This window comes from Nocardia arseniciresistens (assembly GCF_046764875.1).
GTDB classification, from domain to species: domain Bacteria; phylum Actinomycetota; class Actinomycetes; order Mycobacteriales; family Mycobacteriaceae; genus Nocardia; species Nocardia arseniciresistens.
This window is the reverse complement of sequence record NZ_JBKORD010000012.1, coordinates 233070-252456: the sequence shown is the minus strand read 5'-3', so window position 1 is coordinate 252456 and position 19387 is coordinate 233070. Positions and strand designations below refer to the sequence as shown.

13 protein-coding genes are annotated in these 19387 nt (G+C 66.7%); 5 read left to right on the top strand and 8 right to left on the bottom strand.

Annotation, left to right across the window (positions count from 1 at the left end):
• Positions 1-194: 194 nt before the first annotated feature.
• Both ACLMAJ_RS23250 and ACLMAJ_RS23245 read right to left on the bottom strand, forming a co-directional pair.
• On the bottom strand, positions 195-602 hold the full coding sequence (locus ACLMAJ_RS23250) for an ArsR/SmtB family transcription factor (RefSeq protein WP_412015911.1): 408 nt from the start codon (positions 600-602) through the stop codon (positions 195-197).
• Positions 602-1258 carry an SRPBCC family protein gene (locus tag ACLMAJ_RS23245; protein WP_412015910.1) on the bottom strand — a complete coding sequence of 219 codons (657 nt, stop codon included), beginning with the start codon at positions 1256-1258 and terminating at the stop codon, positions 602-604. The genes ACLMAJ_RS23250 and ACLMAJ_RS23245 overlap by 1 nt, the downstream gene beginning before the upstream one ends.
• Before the next feature lie 205 nt (positions 1259-1463).
• Here ACLMAJ_RS23245 and ACLMAJ_RS23240 point away from each other — a divergent pair, with 205 nt between their 5' ends.
• A complete protein-coding gene (locus tag ACLMAJ_RS23240; RefSeq protein ID WP_412015909.1) occupies positions 1464-1922 on the top strand; it encodes a nuclear transport factor 2 family protein in 459 nt (152 codons plus the stop codon).
• Between the two features lie 199 nt (positions 1923-2121).
• Here the strand turns inward: ACLMAJ_RS23240 and ACLMAJ_RS23235 are convergent, their stop codons facing one another.
• Together ACLMAJ_RS23235 and ACLMAJ_RS23230 are read right to left on the bottom strand one after the other, a co-directional pair.
• Positions 2122-3345, bottom strand: coding sequence for an FAD-dependent monooxygenase (locus ACLMAJ_RS23235; RefSeq protein WP_412015908.1), 1224 nt, complete (start codon positions 3343-3345; stop codon positions 2122-2124).
• 442 nt (positions 3346-3787) lie between these two features.
• On the bottom strand, positions 3788-4255 hold the full coding sequence (locus ACLMAJ_RS23230; protein WP_412015907.1) for a VOC family protein: 468 nt from the start codon (positions 4253-4255) through the stop codon (positions 3788-3790).
• Positions 4256-4366: 111 nt separating this feature from the next.
• Here ACLMAJ_RS23230 and ACLMAJ_RS23225 point away from each other — a divergent pair, with 111 nt between their 5' ends.
• Positions 4367-5347, top strand: a complete 981-nt coding sequence (locus tag ACLMAJ_RS23225) for a helix-turn-helix transcriptional regulator (RefSeq protein ID WP_412015906.1) — start codon at positions 4367-4369, stop codon at positions 5345-5347.
• A 345-nt stretch (positions 5348-5692) separates the two neighbouring features.
• Here the strand turns inward: ACLMAJ_RS23225 and ACLMAJ_RS23220 are convergent, their stop codons facing one another.
• The gene (locus tag ACLMAJ_RS23220; protein ID WP_412015905.1) at positions 5693-6040 is read right to left on the bottom strand and encodes a hypothetical protein; all 348 of its coding nucleotides are present in this window, start codon (positions 6038-6040) and stop codon (positions 5693-5695) included.
• 180 nt (positions 6041-6220) lie between these two features.
• Here ACLMAJ_RS23220 and ACLMAJ_RS23215 point away from each other — a divergent pair, with 180 nt between their 5' ends.
• Positions 6221-7075 (top strand): MaoC/PaaZ C-terminal domain-containing protein, encoded by an 855-nt coding sequence (locus tag ACLMAJ_RS23215; RefSeq protein ID WP_412015904.1) that lies wholly within the window; start codon positions 6221-6223, stop codon positions 7073-7075.
• A gap of 3 nt (positions 7076-7078) precedes the next feature.
• Here the strand turns inward: ACLMAJ_RS23215 and ACLMAJ_RS23210 are convergent, their stop codons facing one another.
• From ACLMAJ_RS23210 to ACLMAJ_RS23200, 3 genes are read right to left on the bottom strand one after another with little or no spacing between them, the layout of a single operon-like run.
• Positions 7079-7915 carry an alpha/beta fold hydrolase gene (locus ACLMAJ_RS23210; RefSeq protein ID WP_412015961.1) on the bottom strand — a complete coding sequence of 279 codons (837 nt, stop codon included), beginning with the start codon at positions 7913-7915 and terminating at the stop codon, positions 7079-7081.
• A 5-nt stretch (positions 7916-7920) separates the two neighbouring features.
• Positions 7921-15297, bottom strand: coding sequence for an SDR family NAD(P)-dependent oxidoreductase (locus ACLMAJ_RS23205; protein WP_412015903.1), 7377 nt, complete (start codon positions 15295-15297; stop codon positions 7921-7923).
• On the bottom strand, positions 15294-16022 hold the full coding sequence (locus ACLMAJ_RS23200) for a prenyltransferase/squalene oxidase repeat-containing protein (RefSeq protein ID WP_412015902.1): 729 nt from the start codon (positions 16020-16022) through the stop codon (positions 15294-15296). The genes ACLMAJ_RS23205 and ACLMAJ_RS23200 overlap by 4 nt, the downstream gene beginning before the upstream one ends.
• Positions 16023-16460: 438 nt before the next feature.
• On the opposite strand from ACLMAJ_RS23200, the gene ACLMAJ_RS23195 reads away from it, so the two are divergent.
• Both ACLMAJ_RS23195 and ACLMAJ_RS23190 read left to right on the top strand, forming a co-directional pair.
• Positions 16461-18104, top strand: coding sequence for a class I adenylate-forming enzyme family protein (locus ACLMAJ_RS23195; protein ID WP_412015901.1), 1644 nt, complete (start codon positions 16461-16463; stop codon positions 18102-18104).
• The gene (locus ACLMAJ_RS23190) at positions 18101-19378 is read left to right on the top strand and encodes a cytochrome P450 (RefSeq protein ID WP_412015900.1); all 1278 of its coding nucleotides are present in this window, start codon (positions 18101-18103) and stop codon (positions 19376-19378) included. Before ACLMAJ_RS23195 ends, ACLMAJ_RS23190 begins: the two co-directional genes overlap by 4 nt.
• The last annotated feature ends 9 nt before the right edge of the window (positions 19379-19387 follow it).

Below are 19387 nucleotides of genomic sequence, written 5' to 3'. Positions count from 1 at the left end.
ATTGGTCCTCTTTCTTTGCATCGGCAATCTCAATAATTTGCGTTGCTGGAGTCGGAGGTTGCGCCGAAGCGCCGGGAATCCGGTGTCGGTGCGTTGCGGTGACGGCTTCGTCATCGTGGTTCCGACCGGAACCACGTCAAACGGAGGTCGTGAGCTGATGGGCAGGTCTCCAGGGCTCGGAAACCCTCACTACGTCAGGCGTGTCGTGCGTCGCGGCCCGCTGCTTCCTCGACGGAATGGCCAGACTTCGCCGCGCGGCGTGGTCGTTTACCGCGGGCGATCTCGGTAGCGAGTGCGTCGAGTGGTTGAGCGAACTGCTCGATGGGGTCGGCCAATCTGGCCAGCCACAAGAGGGCCGCGTCCACACCCGTGCGGTCGAGCAGGTAGAGCCGTCGAGTGCCCTCGGCGCGGACGCTCACCAGCCCGGCGTCGCGTAGCACTTTGAGGTGCTGGGAAACGCCGGGCTGGGAGATTGGCGCGTGCCGTTGTACTGCGGCGACGATCGCGCCGGCCGACTGTTCGTCGGCGGCCACCAGTTCGAGGATGTGGCGGCGAACGGGATCGCCCATTGCCTCGAAGATCCTCGCCGCAGCGCCGCTCATCAGGATTCGTGACTTTCCTCGGGCGCAACCGTGTAGAAACCCACCGTCTGCCCGGCGGCCCTGTGCGCGGCAGCCGAGTCATCACCGTCTGCGATCGCCGCGTCTGCCCAGCCGACGGCCGCGGCCCGGACGAACTCGGTTCCCTCGGGTGTGGCCGGAAAGGCCATCGCTACAGCCTGGTCGACCTGTTCTTTGGTCGAGAGGTGCAGACCCAACCCCATCAGGGCAAGATCCCAGCCGACACCGATGGCACCCGGTCCGAACTGCGTCCACAGCTCGGGATCAACATGTGCTTCGTGTACCAGCTCGAGGAGGGTGCCGCCATCGGCGGTGGTGAGGCCGACCTCCAGCCATGAGACTTGCGGCCCCATCTCCCAGGTGACGGCGAACCGCTGCGGTGGCTCACACTGCTCGACCACACCGCTTGCATTGCCCTCGATCTGGTAGCGACCGCCGACGCTCAGTTCGCCGCTCACCGGCAAGAACCAGCGCGGCATCCGCTCGACATTGGTCAGCGCATCCCACAGATCGGCTTGGTCAGTGGGGTAGGTACGCCGGGCGATGGCGATCTTCGTTGGCGCGCCGTCGCGGTAGCCGGTGCGGATTTCGCGTGCCACGAGCCCGGCGATGGCGGCAGGGTCGGTCAGTAACGGCATGACAGGTCTCCTATATAAATTGTTGCTTATATTCGTGGTGGCTTAAATTAGCGGATACGTCGCACCTTGTCCACTGCATGACCATGCCGGCCGGTCGAATACGCCGCGCCACGACAACCCCCAGCATCGTTGGCGAGGCCAACGAAAATCTGCATAGTTGGCGAGGCCAACATTGGAGACACCAACAAAAAGGGATGGCATGTCCATGGATACTCTGATCGCCGACCGTATCGAAATCGCCGACTTGTTCACCCGTTTCGCCCGCCTGCTCGATGAGAAGCGGTGGGAGGATGCCGACACCGTCTTCACCGACGATGTGGAAGTCCACTCGCCGCGAATCCAGGTTCGTGGCACCGACAAAGTTGTCGACTACATGCGACAGGCCGAGGTCGAGGGCGAACACACCCAGCACATCACCACGGACGTGCTGGTCAGCGTCAACGGCGACCAGGCCGTGGCCTCGGGGAACTCGCTCGTGTACTTCTACCGCGACGACCAACCGCCCCACCAAACGAGCGGTCTGCGACTGGCTTGCACCGTAGTACGGACGCCAGCGGGCTGGCGACTTCGCGAAACCCGGATCATGCTCGCCTGGATACACAAGGAGATGGAGATGAGGACAGGAGAGGGCGCGCGCCCGGCGTCGGGGCCCCAGGCAAACTGAGTTCCCGGATACTGACATATGGACCGACGACCACGGGTAGCCGGTCCGGAAAGACGTTGACCACCGGGATATTGGCACCGACCACGGGCGTGTTCGGGTCGGCTCGTGCGCCGCATCGCCAAGCACACCGGTTACTCGGTGGAGCAGATCACCACCGACTACGACGGGACCGCTGGATCTCCGCGCCCGAGGCGGTGGCCTACGGCTTGGCCGACAAGGTGATCGGCGGTCCGGCCGAGGGGCCGGAGTCCGGTACCCCTGCGTAGTCGGGCAGCTCGACGCCGTTGATCGCTCGCTGGACCAGTTCGGTGAACCATTCGCTCTCGAAATCGATGCTCGGCTCGGCGTCCGGCCCGGGGACGATGCGGCTGCGGGCGTTCAGTCGGCCGATCTCCTGGTTGGCCTCGACGAACGAGCGCATCCGCCGCTCGTAGCCGGCGAACCCGGCCTCCGGGTCCCACCCGGCGGTGGCCAGTTCTCCGGCCAGCAGGTACGCGCCGACCAAGGCCAGCCCGGTGCCCGCCCCGGACATCGGCGACGAGCTGAACGCCGCGTCCCCGAGCAGCCCCACCCGCCCGCTCGACCAGCGGTCCATCACCACTTGCGCGACCTGGTCGAGGTAGAAGTCCGGAGTGTCGTCCAGATGCGCGAGGATGTCCGGGGTCAACCAGCCCAGCCCCGCCATCCTCTCGCGCAGCAGGCGCTTCTGGGCCGCCACGTCGCGGTAGTCGACCTCGAAATCGGCCGCGGGAAAGGAGAAAATAGCCATCGCCCGGGTGGCGTCCTGGATCGGTCGCAGACCGGCCGAACGCCCGGACTCCTGGTAGTCGATCAGCCAGCGGTCCAGCTCGAACTCGTTGGGCACACTGTAGAAGGCCAGCACGTGCCCGAGGTGGTGAACGAACCGCTCGCGCGGCCCGAAGACCATCGCTCGCAGCGCCGAGTGCAGCCCGTCTGCCCCGACCACGAGGTCGAAGCGCCGCCGGTCACCGCTCTCGAAGGCCACGTCGACCCCGTCCGCGTCCTGGGTGAGCTCGGCGATCCGGTCGCCGAAGACATACTCGACGCCGTCGCTGGTGTCGTCGTGGAGCACCCGGGACAGGTCACCGCGCAGGATCTCGATCTCCGCGATGTACCCGTCACCACCGTTGTCATCGGCGCGGTAGGTCTCCAGCACCTTCCCATCCGCGTCCACGGTGTACGCGCCGGCAGCCTCGGTGCGGGCCGCGCGCACGGCCGCGTCCAGCCCCATCCGCCGGATGACCTCCTTGGCCACCCCACGCGCGTCCACCGCCTGTCCACCGGGACGCAGCTCGGGAGCCCGCTCCACCACGGTCACCTCGGCCCCCCGCCGGCGCAGCCAATGGGCCAACGCGGGCCCCGCGATACTCGCCCCCGCCACCAACACCCTTGTACCACTCACTGAAGCCCCTTCTCGCCCGCCCGGATCACGGTCCGTGATCCTACGGCCCGGACGGTCCGGCCACGTCAGATTCAGCGCTGCCTGCACCGTGCGCCCGCCCACCCCACGACTCCCGCCCGCACGTGAGTCTCGTCGGTTGGCGGCTAGAGCTCGACCTTCGACTGACGAGGCAACGTTGACTCACTTCCAACAGGACCGCAAGCACACGCATCCTCGCCCCGCAACCAAGATCGCGACGTCGAAATTCGCCGATACGAACATCTTCCAGCTCCCACCGCCGTCAACACTGTCTGACCGGAGGCCGCTCATTGCGTAGCCCGAACCGCCGCAGACGGCCGCCGCAACGAGGAACCGAGGTCGGCCGACGTGGTTGATCAAGCCACAACAACCGATCACCCAGATCCTCACCCGAAAAGTGCGGCCGCACCCTTCATGGACGAGGTCAAGCCTGGGCGTACTCGGTCGCGACATCGACGATCCAGGTGACGCCGAAGCGGTCGGCCAGCATCCCGAAGGCAGGCGCCCACTGGGCGGGGCCGAACGGTTCGATCACGGTCGCTTCCTTGGCGAGACCCTCCCACACCGGGGTGACCTCGTCGACGTTCTCGCCGCGGACGGAGAGGAAGAACTGCTCCTTTGTGATCGTGGTGCCGTTCTCGCGGCGCGTGGTGGGCGCGCCCGGTGTGGCCGGTGTGGCCGGGCCGGGCACGTCGTAGGCCATCACCCGGAAGCCGTTGTCGGCGACGACCTGGCCGAACACGACGTTCGTGGCACCGGGCAGTTCGGCGGGCATCCCGAAGTCGGCGTAGGTGGCAATGGTGAGCTGCCCGCCGAACACCGACTGGTAGAACTCGAGGGCTTCGCGAGCCTGGCCGTGGAAGTTCAGGTGGGCGACAGCGTTGAGCGACATAGTGTTCCGATCCTTCACGAGTGGGGTCGTCGCCGGAGGCTTCCGCCGACAAATCCACGATGTCACCAGTACCGGTCAGGGAACGTCCGCTATTCGTGGCAGCCTGGAAGCGTGCCACTCGCTTCCTCGACGACGACCTCCAGCAGGTTGCTGTCGCTGCTGTCCCTGCTGCAGGCCCGCCGCAACTGGCCAGGAGGTCTGCTCGCCCGACGGCTGGGCGTCAGCGACCGGACCGTGCGCCGCGACGTCGACCGGCTGCGCGAGCTCGGTTACCCCGTCCAGGCGGTCAAGGGACCCGATGGCGGCTACCGACTCGAAGCGGGCCACCAGATGCCGCCGTTGCTGTTCGACGAGGACCAGGCGGTCGCGCTCGCGGTGGCGCTGCGGATCGCCGTGGGAACGGGCGCGGGCATCGAGGAGGCGGCCGCGCGGGCGCTGGCCACCGTGCGCCAGGTCCTGCCGTCCCGGTTGCGCCAGCGCGTGGACGCACTGGCGATCAGCGCGGCCGGGCGCGGTGCCGATCCCCAGGTCGACACTGGTGTCCTGCTCACACTGAGCGCCGCCGTCCGCGCTGGGGAGGAGCTGCGATTCGACTACCGTTCGCCGGGACGCACCGAGCCGCGACCGCCCCGCCGGGTGCAGCCACACCACCTCGTGGTCCGGACCGGGCGCTGGTACCTGGTCGGCTGGGATCCTGAGCGCGAGGACTGGCGGATCTACCGCGCCGACCGGATGACACCGCGTGTCCCGAACGGACCGAGGTTCCCTCCCCGCGAAGTGCCGGGCGGCGACGTGGCCGTCTTCCTGTCGGCCCAGTTCAAGGGTTCCGAGAGCGCGGACGCCTGGCCTTGCCGCGGCGAGGTGATCCTCGACCTTCCCGCGGCGGAGGTGGCCCCGTTCGCAGGTGACGGCGTCGTCGAGGAACTCGGCACCGCCAGGACCAGGCTGACGACAGGGTCCTGGGCCTGGGCCGCCCTCGCCGCGGAGCTGGCCCGCTTCGACACCGAGATCGAGGTGATCGCCCCACCGGAGCTGCGCGCGGCGTTCGCCGAACTGTCGCACCGCGCCGGCCGCGCCGCGGGCACCGAATAGGACGGCAGACCACTGCCGACAGACCCGGCGGCAGGGCCCCATCCCCGCAGGATCGGTTGCGCACCAGCGCTGTCCTTGCGAACGGGTCTCGGCGTTGGCAATTCGGCGACGCAGCAATGCGCGCCGGGCATCCGTATCGTCGGTGCCCCGCGCCTCCAGCGGGATCGCAACGGTTTTGGTTTCGACTCGCGATCGAAAAGGGTTGAGAGCCGACCGTCCCGCGGATCCCTATGTACTGATTCTCGAAGTTGACCGCCTTCGGATGATCGGCCACTGCTGAGCTACCTGGTGCGAGAGTTATTGCGCGGCAACGGCGGTAGACATTCTGGCCGATCCGCGGGTACCTCAGTCAGATGATGTGGTTGGACTCCTGGGCGTGCGAACGGTCCGGCGGATGGCGGTGCGGAGCCAGTGGTGGGCGCCGTCGGCTGTGTTTCGGGGGTGCCCGGCCATGCTGATGGTCAGTGGCGGCAGTGGCAGGGGGATGTCGAGCAGGCGCAGTCCGAGGGCGGTCGCGTCGTCGGTGGGGGGCGACGGGGCAGCACCGAAGTGCGGTGGGGACGAGGCAGACGATGTCGCTGCGGCGGGCGAGGCGTGCAGGCGGGCAGCGGCGCGGGTGACGCTGTGCGCGTCCGGCAGGGCGTCCAGCGCGATAGCGAGATTGGCGTCGATGACCGGATTCGGGCTGTTCACCAGCATCATTCCATTTCAGTCAATGATTCAGTGCCGAAGTTCCCATTGTGGCAACGCTTGGTTCTCCGCAGGATTCGACGGCTATTGCGGCCGAACAGATCCCGCTGCCCCGGTCGACGGGCACGGGCGTTGTTTTCGTGCGAAAGTAGGCCGGAGGTCGACGGGAGTGGTTACCAAGCGATGCCGATACTTCGGGACGTAGCGATCGGTGTCACGGTGCCGGAGCAGGACTTCCAGTGGGTGGACACCGATGTGCGCCGGTACCACCGTGCGGTGGGTTGGGCGGGTGCGGGCGACGCGATGCTGCCTACCTTCGCGATGACCGCCCCCGGCGTGTTCGGGGTGGCCTCGCCGGAGTTCTACCGGGCCGAGCCGCCTGAAGTGCGCTTTCCCGGTGTCCAGCTCGCGCTCGCCACGCTGCTGCACCGAGAGCAGGAAATCCTGGTCCACCATCGAATTCCGGTGGTGGGCACGGCGGTGTCGCGCAGCGAGATCGTCGAGGTCGAGGATCTGGGTTCGGCGGCGGTGCTGGTGCAGCACACCGCGCTGGTCGGTGCCGACGGTCGAACTCTGGTCACCGGGGTATCGCGCATCCATGCCCGCGGTGCAGGCGGTATCGGGGGCCCGCCGGCCTCGGCCGCCGCAGTGGCGACACCGCAGCGAGCGCCCGACGCGGTGTCGGATCTGCCGGTTGCGGCGGACCAGGCAGACCGGTACCAGCGGTGCAGTCGTGGTGCATCGATGCGCGACAACGTGCATACCGACGCCCACTTCGCCAGGGCCGCTGGATATCCGGGGCCGATTCTGCAAGGCGTGTGCACCTACGCCATGGTGTGTGCCGCCATCCTGGATACCGTGCCGAGCGCGGACTCGAACCGCGTGCACCGGTATGCGGCTCGGTTCTTGGGCATCGTGTTTCCTGGCGAGACACTACGCACCAGGATGTGGATCGACGACGATGGCTGCCGATTCGTCACCTCGGTCCCGGAGCGGGCCGAGAAGCCGGTGCTGTCAGGCATATTGACGATGCGATGATTCTCAACCGGTCGCCAGGAAATCGCCGATCGCCCCGGCCACCTGGTCGGCGTTCTCCATATGCAAATGGTGGCCGCCGGGCAGTGTGACCTGGCGTAGCTTCGGTACGGCACCGATCCGCTGGGGGTAGTAGGGCTCCCGCAGTGCGGTCCGCTCGGCTGTCACCAGCAGGGTGGGCGCGGTGATGTTGGCTAGGAAGGCCAGGATCTGATCTTCGTGGAAGGTCGCGGTCAGGCCGCGATTGAGTCGCACATCGTGTCGCCACGAGTAGCCGCCCTGCACCTCCTGCAAGTCGCGTTCCACCAGTGCTTGTGCGGTTTCCAGCAGAATGTCGGCCAGCTGCACCCGGGCTTTGACGGCCTGGATCCGGCTGCGGTAGACCGGATGCCGGTCACCGCGCAGATAGGTGTCGAGATAACGCGCGAGGCCGGACACCGCCTCCGTCGGCTCGGCGGAGAGCGGACCGATCGCGTCGATCAGCACCAGCCGCTCGATCTTGTCCGGGTGAATGCCCGCGACGAGCGAGGACAGCGCACCGCCGAGCGAGTGCCCGATCAGTTGGAAGCGGTCCCACCCCTGGGTGTGTGCGAGCTCGAGGACACAGGCCGCGTAGTCGAAATAGTGACAGGTGGTCGACGGCACGGGATCGGAATGACCGTGACCGGGTAGGTCGACGGCGATCAGGTCGTGGCCGGTGAGGTGCTGGGCGAGCGGGTCGAAGCTGGCGCAGTTGTCCAGCACACCATGCAAGCACAGCGTGGGCAGTCCACCGCGCGTTGCCGACCGGTTTCCGCGCAGGGTGATTCCGGCGCGGGGCAGCACGAACTCGACCGGTTCCATGGTTGTCACTGGTCCAACTGCGTGAGGATCTGAGCGGTCAGTTGCAGTACGCTCGGCCCCTTCATCAGCTCCATAATGGTCACCTTCACGCCCAGTTCCCGTTCCAGCCAGGCGCTGATCTCGACCGCGAGCAGCGAATCGAGGTAGTCCATCAGCGGCATGTTCTCGTCAAGGGAGTCGAGCGGGATGCCGAGCACACCCGCCAGGCGCACCCGCAGCGCCGTCGCAACCAACTCGCCGCGTGCTTGCGCCGATCGAGTGCGTAGCTGCACCCGCAGCGGGCTGCCCGTGCCTGCGGTGTCGGCCTGGTCCGAGCCCAAGGTGGACAGGTGTTCGTAGCGCGGTTGGTCCTGCGCGGCCAGATCGTGTTGGCGGAAGAACTGCGGCCAGTCCATCGGCAGGACGCCGACCTGGGGCAGGCCTCCACCCCAGAGCGCCTGCATCGCCTCGAAAGCCTGTGCGACGGTGAACGATTGCATTCCAGTGGTGGCCACGAGACGCCCGATGGTGTCGTGCCTGGCCACGTATCCGACATCGGAGACCGCGCCCCAGTTCACCGTGAGCACCGGCTGTCCGGCGGCGTGTCTGGCCTGGGCTAGATGGTCGAGGAAGGCGTTGGCCACGGCATAGTTGGCTTGGCCCCGGTTGCCGACCATCGACGTCGCCGAGGAGAACAGGACGAACGCCGCCAGCGGCAGGTGTGCGGTCAGCTCGTGCAGGTGCCATGCGCCGAAAGCCTTGGGCGCCAGCACATTGGTCACCCGGTCGCGGTCCATATCGGTGATCAGCGCGTCATCGAGGACCATCGCACAGTGCAGCACCCCGCGCAGCGGCGGCAGCTCATCGGCGATCCTGTCGAGCAGCGCGGCCAGCGCGGTCCGGGAACCGACGTCCACCGCCTCGGCGAGGACCTGCACGCCGCGCGCCCGAAGATCGGCCACCCTGGCCGCAGCGACCTCGGTGGACACCCCCGAGCGCCCGATCAGCACCAGGTGCCGCACGCCTGCGGTGGCGAGGCGATCGGCCATGGCCAGTCCCACACCGCCGAGACCTCCGGTGACCAGCCAGGTTCCGTCGGTGGACGGTGGCTGCGGAGTGCGGGCCACCGGAATCTCACGCTCGTCCATCGCCAGCACCACTTTGCCGATGTGCCGGGCCGCAGCCAGATGCCGGAAGGCCGACTCGGTCTCCGCGGGATGGAAGACCCGGTGTGGCAGTGGGTGTAGTTCGCCCGCGGCGAATCGCGCCATCAGCGCCTCGAATTCGGCGTGCACGGCCGCGGGCCGGTCGAGCAGCAGCTGTCGCAGGTCGAAACTGAAGTACGACAGGTTGCGCAGGAAGGGGCGAAGGCCGAGCTTGCTGTCCTGTAGCAGATCGCGCTTGCCGAGTTCGACGAAGCGCCCGTACGGCGCCAGGCACCCGAGGCTGCGCCCGACAGTCGCACCCGCGATCGAATTCAGTACTACGTCAACACCGGCGCCATTGGTGACCGTGAGAATCTCGTCCGCGAAATCCGGTGTACGGGAATCGAACACGTGTTGCACACCGATCGCCCGCAGCAGTGCCCGTTTGTCCGGACTGCCCGCGGTCGCGAAAACCTCCGCACCCGCCGCGCGCGCGATCTGAACGGCCGCCAGGCCGGTCCCGCCCGCGGCGGCGTGGATCAGTACCTTTTCGCCGGCGGTCAGCCGGGCGAGCTTGTGCAGGGCATGCCACGCGGTGAGGAAAACGATCGGCACGGCTGCCGCCGCTTCGAAACTCAGGTTGACCGGTTTGGCGACGACACCGGTGACTGGCACGGTGAGGTGGCTGCCCAGCGTGCCCTGCGCCGCGTTGACGGCCACCACGGCGTCACCGACGCCGATCCCCGTGACCTCGGCGCCCACACGAGTGACGATTCCTGCGCACTCCGCGCCGAACCGGTATCCGGTGGCCGATTCCAGCGGCGGCACCTGGCCGAGCGCCATCATGACGTCGAGGAAATTCAGTCCTGCCGCGGCGATCTGGATTTCCACCTGGTCGGCGGCCGGCTCGACCCGCGGTGTGGCGTGATAACCCAATTCGTCGAGCGAGCCGGGCGCCTCGGTGCTCAGCGCGAACCCGGTGCCGGGCGCGAGATCGCCCGCCAGCGTGGTTTCCGGGCCGGATGGGCGCGCGAGAAGTCGGCGCACGAAGCGTTCGCCGCCACGCGAGACGATCTCCCGTTCATGATCGTCGGTGCGCAACTCGGCGAGTATCGACGCCGAATCGCCTGCGGTGGGTGTGGATTCGAGATCGATGACGGTGTAGCGCAGCTGTGGAAGCTCCAGTCCGACCACCGGACTCAGTCCCCACGCCGCCGCGGCTGACAGATCTATCTCCTTGTTCCGGAAAGCGTGTGCGCCGCGCGTCACCGCGTACACCCGGGGCCACTGTTGCGACTGCTTGCCGCACACTCGGGTGAGCAGATCGATCAGCCGCAGCGATGATTCGGTCAGCGCTCGATCCAGGGCAAGATCGGCCGCGCCGCGCAGATCGATGATTCCGGCCGGTTCCAGAGCCTCGAGATCATGGTCGGTGAGGTCACGCACGAGCGTGGCGTGCCCGCCCTCGGCGTCGATGCGGGCGGCCAGGTCCGCGCCGAGCGGATCGGTGCCTGCCACGATCAGCCATTCCCCGAGCGGTAGTGCGTTGCTGCCGTGCTGCACGGCGGGCTCGGTCGCCTCCGGAGCGCGCGCCAGCAGCAGCGATTGCGATCCGGGACCGACGTGGCCGGGATCGCCGAGCGCCGCGACATCGTCGAAGTCCAGTGACCGCAGCAGATCTTGCCACTGCTCGGGCGAGAGCAGCGGGCCGTCCGGACGCAACCGCAGATCGCGGAACGACCACCAGCCCGCGGTGAGGCCGAAAGTCAGGTCGAGCCAAGGGGTGTCGGGCGCGGCCTCGATCAGCAGCAGCAGGCCGCCGGGAGCGAGCATTTCCTGGAGATACAGCAGCGTCTTCTTGGTGTCGGCGGTGGCGTGCACCACGTCGGCGGCTACCACCACATCGAACGAGCCGGGTACGAAATCCTGGTTCTGCAAGTCGATTTCGAGGTCCAGCACGCGGTAGTCGACGAATTCGTAGTCCGTGAACCGCTTCCGCGCTGCCGCCACGAATGTGGGCGACACATCGGTGAAGACGTATTCGCACTGGGTCGCGGCAAGCGCGGGCAGTAGCGTGGCGGTCAACCCGCCGGTGCCGCCGCCGACTTCGAGCACCCGCAGCGTCCGTCGCTGATCCGCCTGGGCGGCGACCCGCTGCATGGCGTGACCGGCGATCAGATTGTAGAAGCGGGCGATCGGGGAGGTGTGGTAGATGGGCTCGATGTCGGTCAGCGTTCCCGCCGGAAACAGCAACTCCAGTGGATCGACCGCGCCGCTGAGCACCTCGTGCAGCCGTGCGCCGGTTCGGCGTAGTAGCAACAGTTCCCAGGTGCAGTCGGGATGCCGGTCGAAGAGTTCGGCCCACAGCGCATCCGGGTCGAGCGCTTCGGTTCGTTCGATCCGATACCGGTCACCGTGTTCGCGCAATGTCCCGTCGGCGACGAGCAGCCGCAGCAAACCGTGCAGAGCCCGCTGGTAGCCGGGCAGCAACTCGGATAGCTCGGGGACGGTGAACTCGGTGTCCGGCGCGAAGGACCGCAGGCAGGCGGCCACATAGGCGGCACAGAGCCTGCGCACTCCCTGTTGATAGGTGGTGGCGTAGGTGCGCCGGTCGAGGCGGTCGGACATCCTCTGGCACAGTGGTTCCAGTGCCGCCGCGAGCTCGGACGGTCCGAGGGTGACCGCGCTCGGTCCGAGGGTGGACGTACGCTCGCTCGGTTGCCAGTGGAAGTGGTACATGTGTTCGGCGAGGGTGCCCGCGGCACGTGGGTGTTGCCGCATCGCCTTGCCGGTCAACGGAGTGAACTCGGCGATCGGCTGCCCGTGCGCGTCGAGCAGATAGATATCGACGAGCAGGCCGCTGTGGTCGTGCTTGCGTAGGCGGGTGTAGCACCACACCGGAAGAACGTCCTGCTGGTAGCGGCGCACCCGTTCGATGCCCGTCGGCAGATAGTTGGTCGGCAGCAGCTCATCTGGCCGTTCGGCGGAAGGATGCAGGATCGCGCTTTGGAAGCAGGCGTCAAGTACCGCCGGATGAAGTAGGTAGCCCGTCAGGCGGTTGCGCAATACCCGTGGCGGGGCGATCTGGGCGAGCGCCTCGCCCGGCCCGACGTGCAGCCGGGTGATCCCGCAGAAGGAGGGGCCGTACGCGTAACCGTTTCCGGCCATGCGGCCGTAGATGTCGACGGGCTTGAACGTGTTCGTACACCGCGCGCGGATCGCCTCGAGGTCGAGGCCTTCGCGCTGTTCCAACGGCGCAGCATGGAATCGGCCGCGAGCATTACGCACCCAGGTGTCACCGCGGATCGCCCGTTGATGGAACTCGAATGTCCCCGTGTCCGGGTCCAGCTCCAGTCTGCTCACCTGTGGCTCGTCGGACAGGATGCAGGCACGCTCGAATTCGACGAACTCCAGCGCGCTCGGCTTACCGGTCAGCGACTGCGCGGCATATAGTGCGGCTTCGATATACGCCGCGCCCGGCACGATCACCGAGCCGAACACGTCGTGCTCACGCACCCACGACAGCCGATGGTCGTCCCAGCTGATCTCCCACGTCGGGCGTGGGCCGTCGACCCGCTTGAGCATCGGATGTGCCTGACCGTCGGTCCGGTACCGGCGGGAAAGGGCGCTCTCGTTCCAAAATGGCTGGCGCATCCAGGGATTGGTGGCCAGCTCGAGCACCGGCGCCCCCGCCGGGTAGCGCAGTGGCCAGGCCACCGTGCCGGCGTTGACATAGAGCGTGGCGAAGGAGCCGAGCAGACTTTCCCAGTCGTCCTTCTTCCGGGCCAGAGAGGTGACGACGGTGGCGTCGGCGGTGATCTCGTTGAGCGAATTCGCCAGCACCGGATGCGGACTCAGTTCGACGAAGGTGTCGAAACCGTCGGCCAGCAGGGCCCGGACGGCGGGTTCGAACAGTACCGGCCGACGGAAATTGCGCCACCAATAGTCAGCACCGAGTTCGATGCCGTCGATCCGCGCGCCGGTGGCCGTCGAGTACATCGGAATCGTCGATTCGCCGCCGACGAGGCCGGCCAGCACGTCCATGAGCTCGTCGTGCAACGGGTCCATGTCGGGGCTGTGGCAGGCGCAGTTCACCCGCAGCATCCTCGCGAACACACCGGTGTCGGTGAGCTCTGCGGCCAGCGCCGCCAAGGCGGGCCTGCGTCCGGACATGGTGGTGGCCTGTGGACTGTTCACGGCGGACACCCACAACTCGTCCGGGTTGCGCGCGCACAGCTCTTGGACGCTGGCTTCGGGCAGCGCGACGAACATCATCGCGCCGGTGGCGTCGGCCTTCTCCTGGATGCGGGCGCGATGGCAGATGATTTTCAGCGCGTCGGGCAGACTCAGCGCCCCGCTGATGTGGGCGGCCGCGATCTCGCCCATGCTGTGACCGAGGACCGCGTCAGGTTCGATGCCCCAGGATTTCCACAGCTCGACCAACGCCACCTGGAGGGCGAACATGGTCGGCTGTAGGCACTGTGTCTCGCCGATCCGGGAGGTTGCCTCGTCGGCGGTGAGTTCGCCGAGGATCGACCAGTCGAGATACGCGCGCGCCAGTGCGTCGCACTGGAGTATTTTCGCGCGGTAGACCGGCGAGGTTTCCAGCAGCTGCCTGCCCATGGCGTACCACTGTGGTCCCTGGCCGTTGAACAGAAAGGCCACCCTCCCGGTCCGGCCGCGCTGGGTCTGGCCTCGAATCGTCTGGCCTGCACGCAGTTTCGTGGCCGCCTCGGCGGCGTCGGCGGCGATCACGGCAAGGCGGTGCTCGTGATGACTACGGCGCAGGGCGAGCGCGGCGCCGAAGGATTCCAGGTCCGGGGAGTGGGTGTCGAGCAGTTCGGCGTAGGTCGCCGCGAGGGCGTCCAGCGCCTGTTCGCTGCGTGCGCTGATGGTCAGCACGGTGGGCCTGTCGGTGGTTGAAACCGGCTCGGCCGCAGCAGGTTTCGCGGGATCTGGCTCGGTGAGCACCACGTTGGCGTTGGTGCCGCCGAAGCCGAAGGAGTTGACGCTGGCCGCCGCACGGGGGTAACCGGCAGGCCAGGGTTGTGCCTCGGTGGCCACAGCCATCGGCAGACCGGCGAAGTCGATGTCGGGGTTGGGCTGCTGGTAATGCAGGCTCGGCGGAATCTGTCGATGCCACACCGACAACGCGGCTTTGATCAACCCGACGATGCCCGCGCCTGCTTCGAGATGCCCGATATTGGTCTTGATGGACCCGAGGAGTGCGGGCATCCCGTGGTCGCGGCCGGTGGCGAGAACCCGGCCGAGGGCATTGGCCTCGATGGGGTCCCCGACCGGGGTTCCGGTGCCGTGCGCTTCGACGTAGCCGATGTCGGCGGGCGCGATCTGCGCGGCGGCAAGGGCGGCACGGAAATTGGCTTCCTGGGCCTCACCGCTGGGCACAGTGATGCCCTGGGTGCGACCGTCCTGGTTGACCGCGGTGCCGCGGATGACCGCGTAGATGCGATCTTCGTCGGCCAGTGCGCGCGAGAGCGGCTTCAGCACGACGACGCCGACGCCCTCGCCGCGCACGTACCCGTTGGCCCCGGCGTCGAACGCCCGTGACCGGCCATCGGGCGACAGCATCGCGGCCTGACTCAGTGCGATTCCGAACTGCGGGGTCAGCATGAGGTTCACGCCACCGGCCAGCGCCAGCTCGCTTTCGCCCTGCCGCAGGCTCTGCACCGCGAGGTGCACGGCGACCAGGGAGGAGGAGCAGGCGGTGTCGAGGGTCATGCTCGGTCCGCGCAGATCCAGCGTGTAGGACAGCCGGTTGGACACGATGCTCATGAAGGTGCCCGTGGCCGAATGCGGGCCGAGACCCTCGAGTTCGCTCGGCGCCGATTGCAGCCCGCCGTAGTCCTGACTACAGGCCCCGATGAAGACGCCGGTGCGCCCGCCTGCCAGCTCGGCCGGGATGATGCCGGCATCCTCGAGCGACTCCCAGGTCACCTCGAGGAGCTGGCGTTGCTGGGGGTCCATCTGTTCGGCCACCCGGCCGGAGATGCCGAAGAACGCCGCGTCGAAGGTGTCGACCTCGTCGAGGAATCCGCCCTGCCGGGAATTGAGTCTGCCCGGCTGCTGCGCCTTCGGCGAGTAGTAGTGCTCGACGTCCCAGCGATCCTCGGGAATGGGCCCGATCGCGTCGACTCCTGCCAGCAACGACCTCCACAGCGACTGCTGATCGGTGATACCGCCGGGCAGTCTGCACCCGATGCCGATGACGGCGACGGGTTCGTCGTCTGTGTGTGTCATGCCCTCTCCAGCTCTTTGAACGCGGCAAGCACCTGCGCGGTGGTGAATACGTCCTGGGTTGCCCGGAACGCGGAATAGCTTTCGGTCTCCGGGTACGGGTATCGGCCGCCGAACCAGGAGCCGTCCGGCCGCCTGCGGTCGAGTAGCCACCCGATCGCCAGCCGTACCGGTGGTTCATCGGCGGACATGCCCGCGTGGGCGAGGGTGGCCAGGGCGAGTGCGGTGTGCTGTTCGGCGGCCGCCATGTCACCGAAGCCGTCGACCTCGCTGAACCAACTGCCGTCGGCCCGCTGTTGCGCAAGCACGAAGTCGCGGGCCGCGGCGACCGCTGGGTAGTTGCCGAAACTTGCCAGCGCCGCGACCGCGGGTCGCATCAGGTAGTAGTGCGTGCAGTAGTAGTACCAATTGATCCCGAAATGGCCCTCTACATGCTGTTTTTCAGCCAGGAAGTCCAAGGCCGCATCGAGGTGGATCGGTTCGAGATCCAGGCCGACCAGTGCGAGCAGCGCGAACCCGGTTACCGAGGGTTCAGTCTGGAATGCCCTCGGAATGTGGCTGTGCACCTCTTCCCACGGACCGCTCGCCAGCTGCTTGCGGCGCAGGAATTCCGCTCGCTCATGGGCTTTTTCGAGTTCGCCGAGCAAGGTGAGCGCGGTGATGTACTCGCTGCTGGTCTCCGTGCAGTATTCGGCATTTCCGACTTCGATCGCACCCCAGCTCAGCATTCCCGTGGGCTTCTCACTGACGGAAAGGAATGAAAGTATTGAATTGACAGTCGATGTGGTAGAGATCGTCGTCTCGGCGCTCCACAACGCAATTGCCTTGAGGGCATTGACCGAGTCCCACTCCTGGAACACCACGGTCGCCGGATCCTCGGCTATCGAACCATCTGGCTGTTGACAGCGTTGAAAATAACCGATGGCATCGTCGATGATCCGACTGAGCGATAAGCCGTGCTGTCCGACAATCGACTCGAGCAATGGGGAGTCCTCCGTGGCGTGCCTTGCATGGTGAAGTTGACGCGTCCCCCAGACGCACACGATCACACAGCCAATGCCATGACGCAACATGTATCGTCTCGTCTCACGTAATCCATCCCCTTCCGGTACTGTCCCGAAAATAGGTGGGGGAGCGATTATCGACAGTGTTGCCAGGGAGTTGCCATGGGTCGCAATGATTTACGAGAAAGCCAATGGGTCACCGTGACGACTCTCGGCGACCTGCTCGACAGGCGGGCTGCCGAGCATCCAGACGGCATAGCCCTCACATTTCCGGACTCCGAGGTCACCTATGCCCAGCTGGCAGCGCGGGCCGAAACGGTTGCCAAAGGGCTGCTGTCGCTGGGCATCGCGGCCGGCGACACCATCGGCATCCTTTTGCCGAACTCCATGGACTCGATCGCAATACTGTTCGGCGCCATGAAAATCGGCGTGCTGCCGGTGCCGATCAACGCGCGCTTCAAGAGCTACGAGTTGACCGAGGTGGTCGCGCATTCGCGGATGCGCGTCCTGTTCACCACCGCGCCGGTGCCGGATTACCTGCCGACGCCGGAGACCAGTGCCGGTCTGCGACACGTCGTACTGCTCGGCGCGGACAGTGCACCGGTCGGCTTCGTCTCGGAGCAGGAGTTCCTCGCCGATGCGGTCCGTATCGACCAGGCGCAGGTTCGCCGCCGCCAGGAGTTGGTCCGCGTGCGTGACACCGCGATGGTCATGTACACCTCCGGCACCTCCGCCAGCCCCAAGGGGGCGATGATCAGCCACGAGGCATTCAGCCGATTCGCCGCGGCCACCGCCGATGTCAGATTCCTGCTCACAGAGCACGATCGGATCTGGACCGCGCTGCCCCTGTTCCACATCGGCGGTATCGCGTTCGCGATCGCGAGCATCTACGCGGGTGCGCGCTACTGCCACGTCGGTTTCTTCCAGCCCACTGCCGCGCTCGACCAACTGGAGGCCCAACAGTGCACCGTCGCGCTGCCCGGGTTCGAGACGATCTGGCTGCCGGTGGTGAATCAACCCGATTTCGTCGCTCGTGACCTGTCCGCGCTTCGGCTGGTGCTGGCGGTCGGCGTTCCGGAACGCCTACGAGACATGGCGAGTCGACTGCCACAGGCGGTGCAGGTGTCCTGCTATGCGATGACCGAATCCACGTCGTTCCTGTCGTTGAACCATCTGACCGACACCCTCGAGCAGCGCACGACCACCGGGGGACACCCGTTGCCCGGGATGGAAATCCGGGTGGTGGATATCGACACCGGAGATGATGTCGCGCCGGGCACGGAGGGCGAACTGCTGCTGCGTGGAGCGAATTGTTTCGACGGATACCTCTACGACGCCGAACTCACGGCGCGCAGTTTCGACGCTGACGGCTGGTTCCACACCGGCGATATCGGCACCCTGGACGCCGACGGCCGGGTGACCTTCGTCAGCAGGCTCAAGGACATGCTGAAGATCGGCGGGGAGAACGTGTCCGCAGCCGAGGTGGAGAACTACCTGCTACGCCATCCTGCCGTGCACATCGTGCAGGTGGTCGGTGCACCGGACAGTTACTACGTCGAGGTGCCCACCGCGTTCATCGAGTTGAAACCCGGTTCGACCGCGACCGAACAGGAGATCATCGACTTCTGTCTCGGCAATATCGCCACCTACCGGGTGCCGCGCTATGTGCGGTTCGTGCAGGAGTGGCCGATGTCCGGTACCAAGATCAAGAAATACATACTGCGCGAACGCATCCGAGACGACCTACTGGACCGAGGCATCACCGAGGCCCCGAAGTTGCGCTCACCGCAGGACGCGCAACGATGAGCACGGTCGACGAACTACGCACCGTCGCCGGACTCTACCGAGCTCGACTGCGTCTGGGTGCGTCCGTCGCCGTCGGCGACCCCGTCGCGCGGGTGCTGCACATGCCGCGCGGCGCAGACGGCTATGCGAACTACGAAAAGATCAGGGCCAGAGGTGATCTGGTTCGAGGACGCAGCGGGCTGTGTATGACCGCCTCCTACGCGGTGTGCAACGAGGTGCTGCGTAGTGACCGGTTCTTCGCCGCACCGACCTCAGCGGTCCGGCTGAAACTGACACCGCCGTCCTGGCAACGCAGCGACGTGCTCGTACACCCGCTCGACGACTCTTTTGCCTCCGCGAACCCGCCCGAGCACACCGCCCTGCGCCGGATCGTCGCACCGTTCTTCAGTCCGCAGCTCATGCGCGCGCGCCACGCCTATATCGAAAAGGTGGTCGCCGAACAGCTGGATCGGCTGGACCGGGACGAACCGGTCGATCTCATCGACGAATTCGCGATCCAGGTACCGAGCAAGGTGATCTGCGAGATCCTAGGACTTCCCGAAAGCGATCACCCGCTGTTCGTCCGCTGGGGTATCGAATTCGGCGCCACCGTCGACGGTGCCCGAAGCGCAAGCGAACGCCGCCGCACTCAGGTCCTGCTCGCCGAATTGACCGACTACTTCGACGCCGTGGTCGCCGACCGGCAACGCCGCCCAGGTGAGGACCTGATCAGCAAGCTGGCCACTGCGGTGGCCGAGGGCGCGATGACCAGGATCGGCCTGCTCGCCACCTGTCAGGCGTTGCTCATCGGCGGCTTCGTGACCACAGCCAACATCATCGGCAACGCCGTCGTCGCACTGTCGGAGAATCCGGAACAGCGCGAGGCCTTCGCCTCCGATCTCGATCTGACCAACCAGGTCGTCGAAGAAGTATTGCGATTGCAAGCCCCCGCGCAATACAGCGTGCGAGTGGCCAGGGAACCGACCCGGCTGGCAGGCCAGGACCTGCGTAAAGGCACTCCGGTGGTGACGCTGCTCGCCGCTGCCAACCGCGACCCCGAGGTATTCACCGACCCGGAACGCTTCGACATCGACCGGGCGAACGCCCGCGACCACCTTTCCTTCGCGGCGGGCCCGCATTACTGCATCGGCGCTGGACTTGCCCGGCTGGAAGGTCAGATCGCGCTGCGCGCTCTGCTGGAACGGTTTCCGCGGATACGAGTTGCCGGGCCGGTGCGCTACTGCCCGTCCCGGGTCATCCGGGGACCTGAGCACGTGCTGGTCCACTGCCGCTGATCGCGGTTG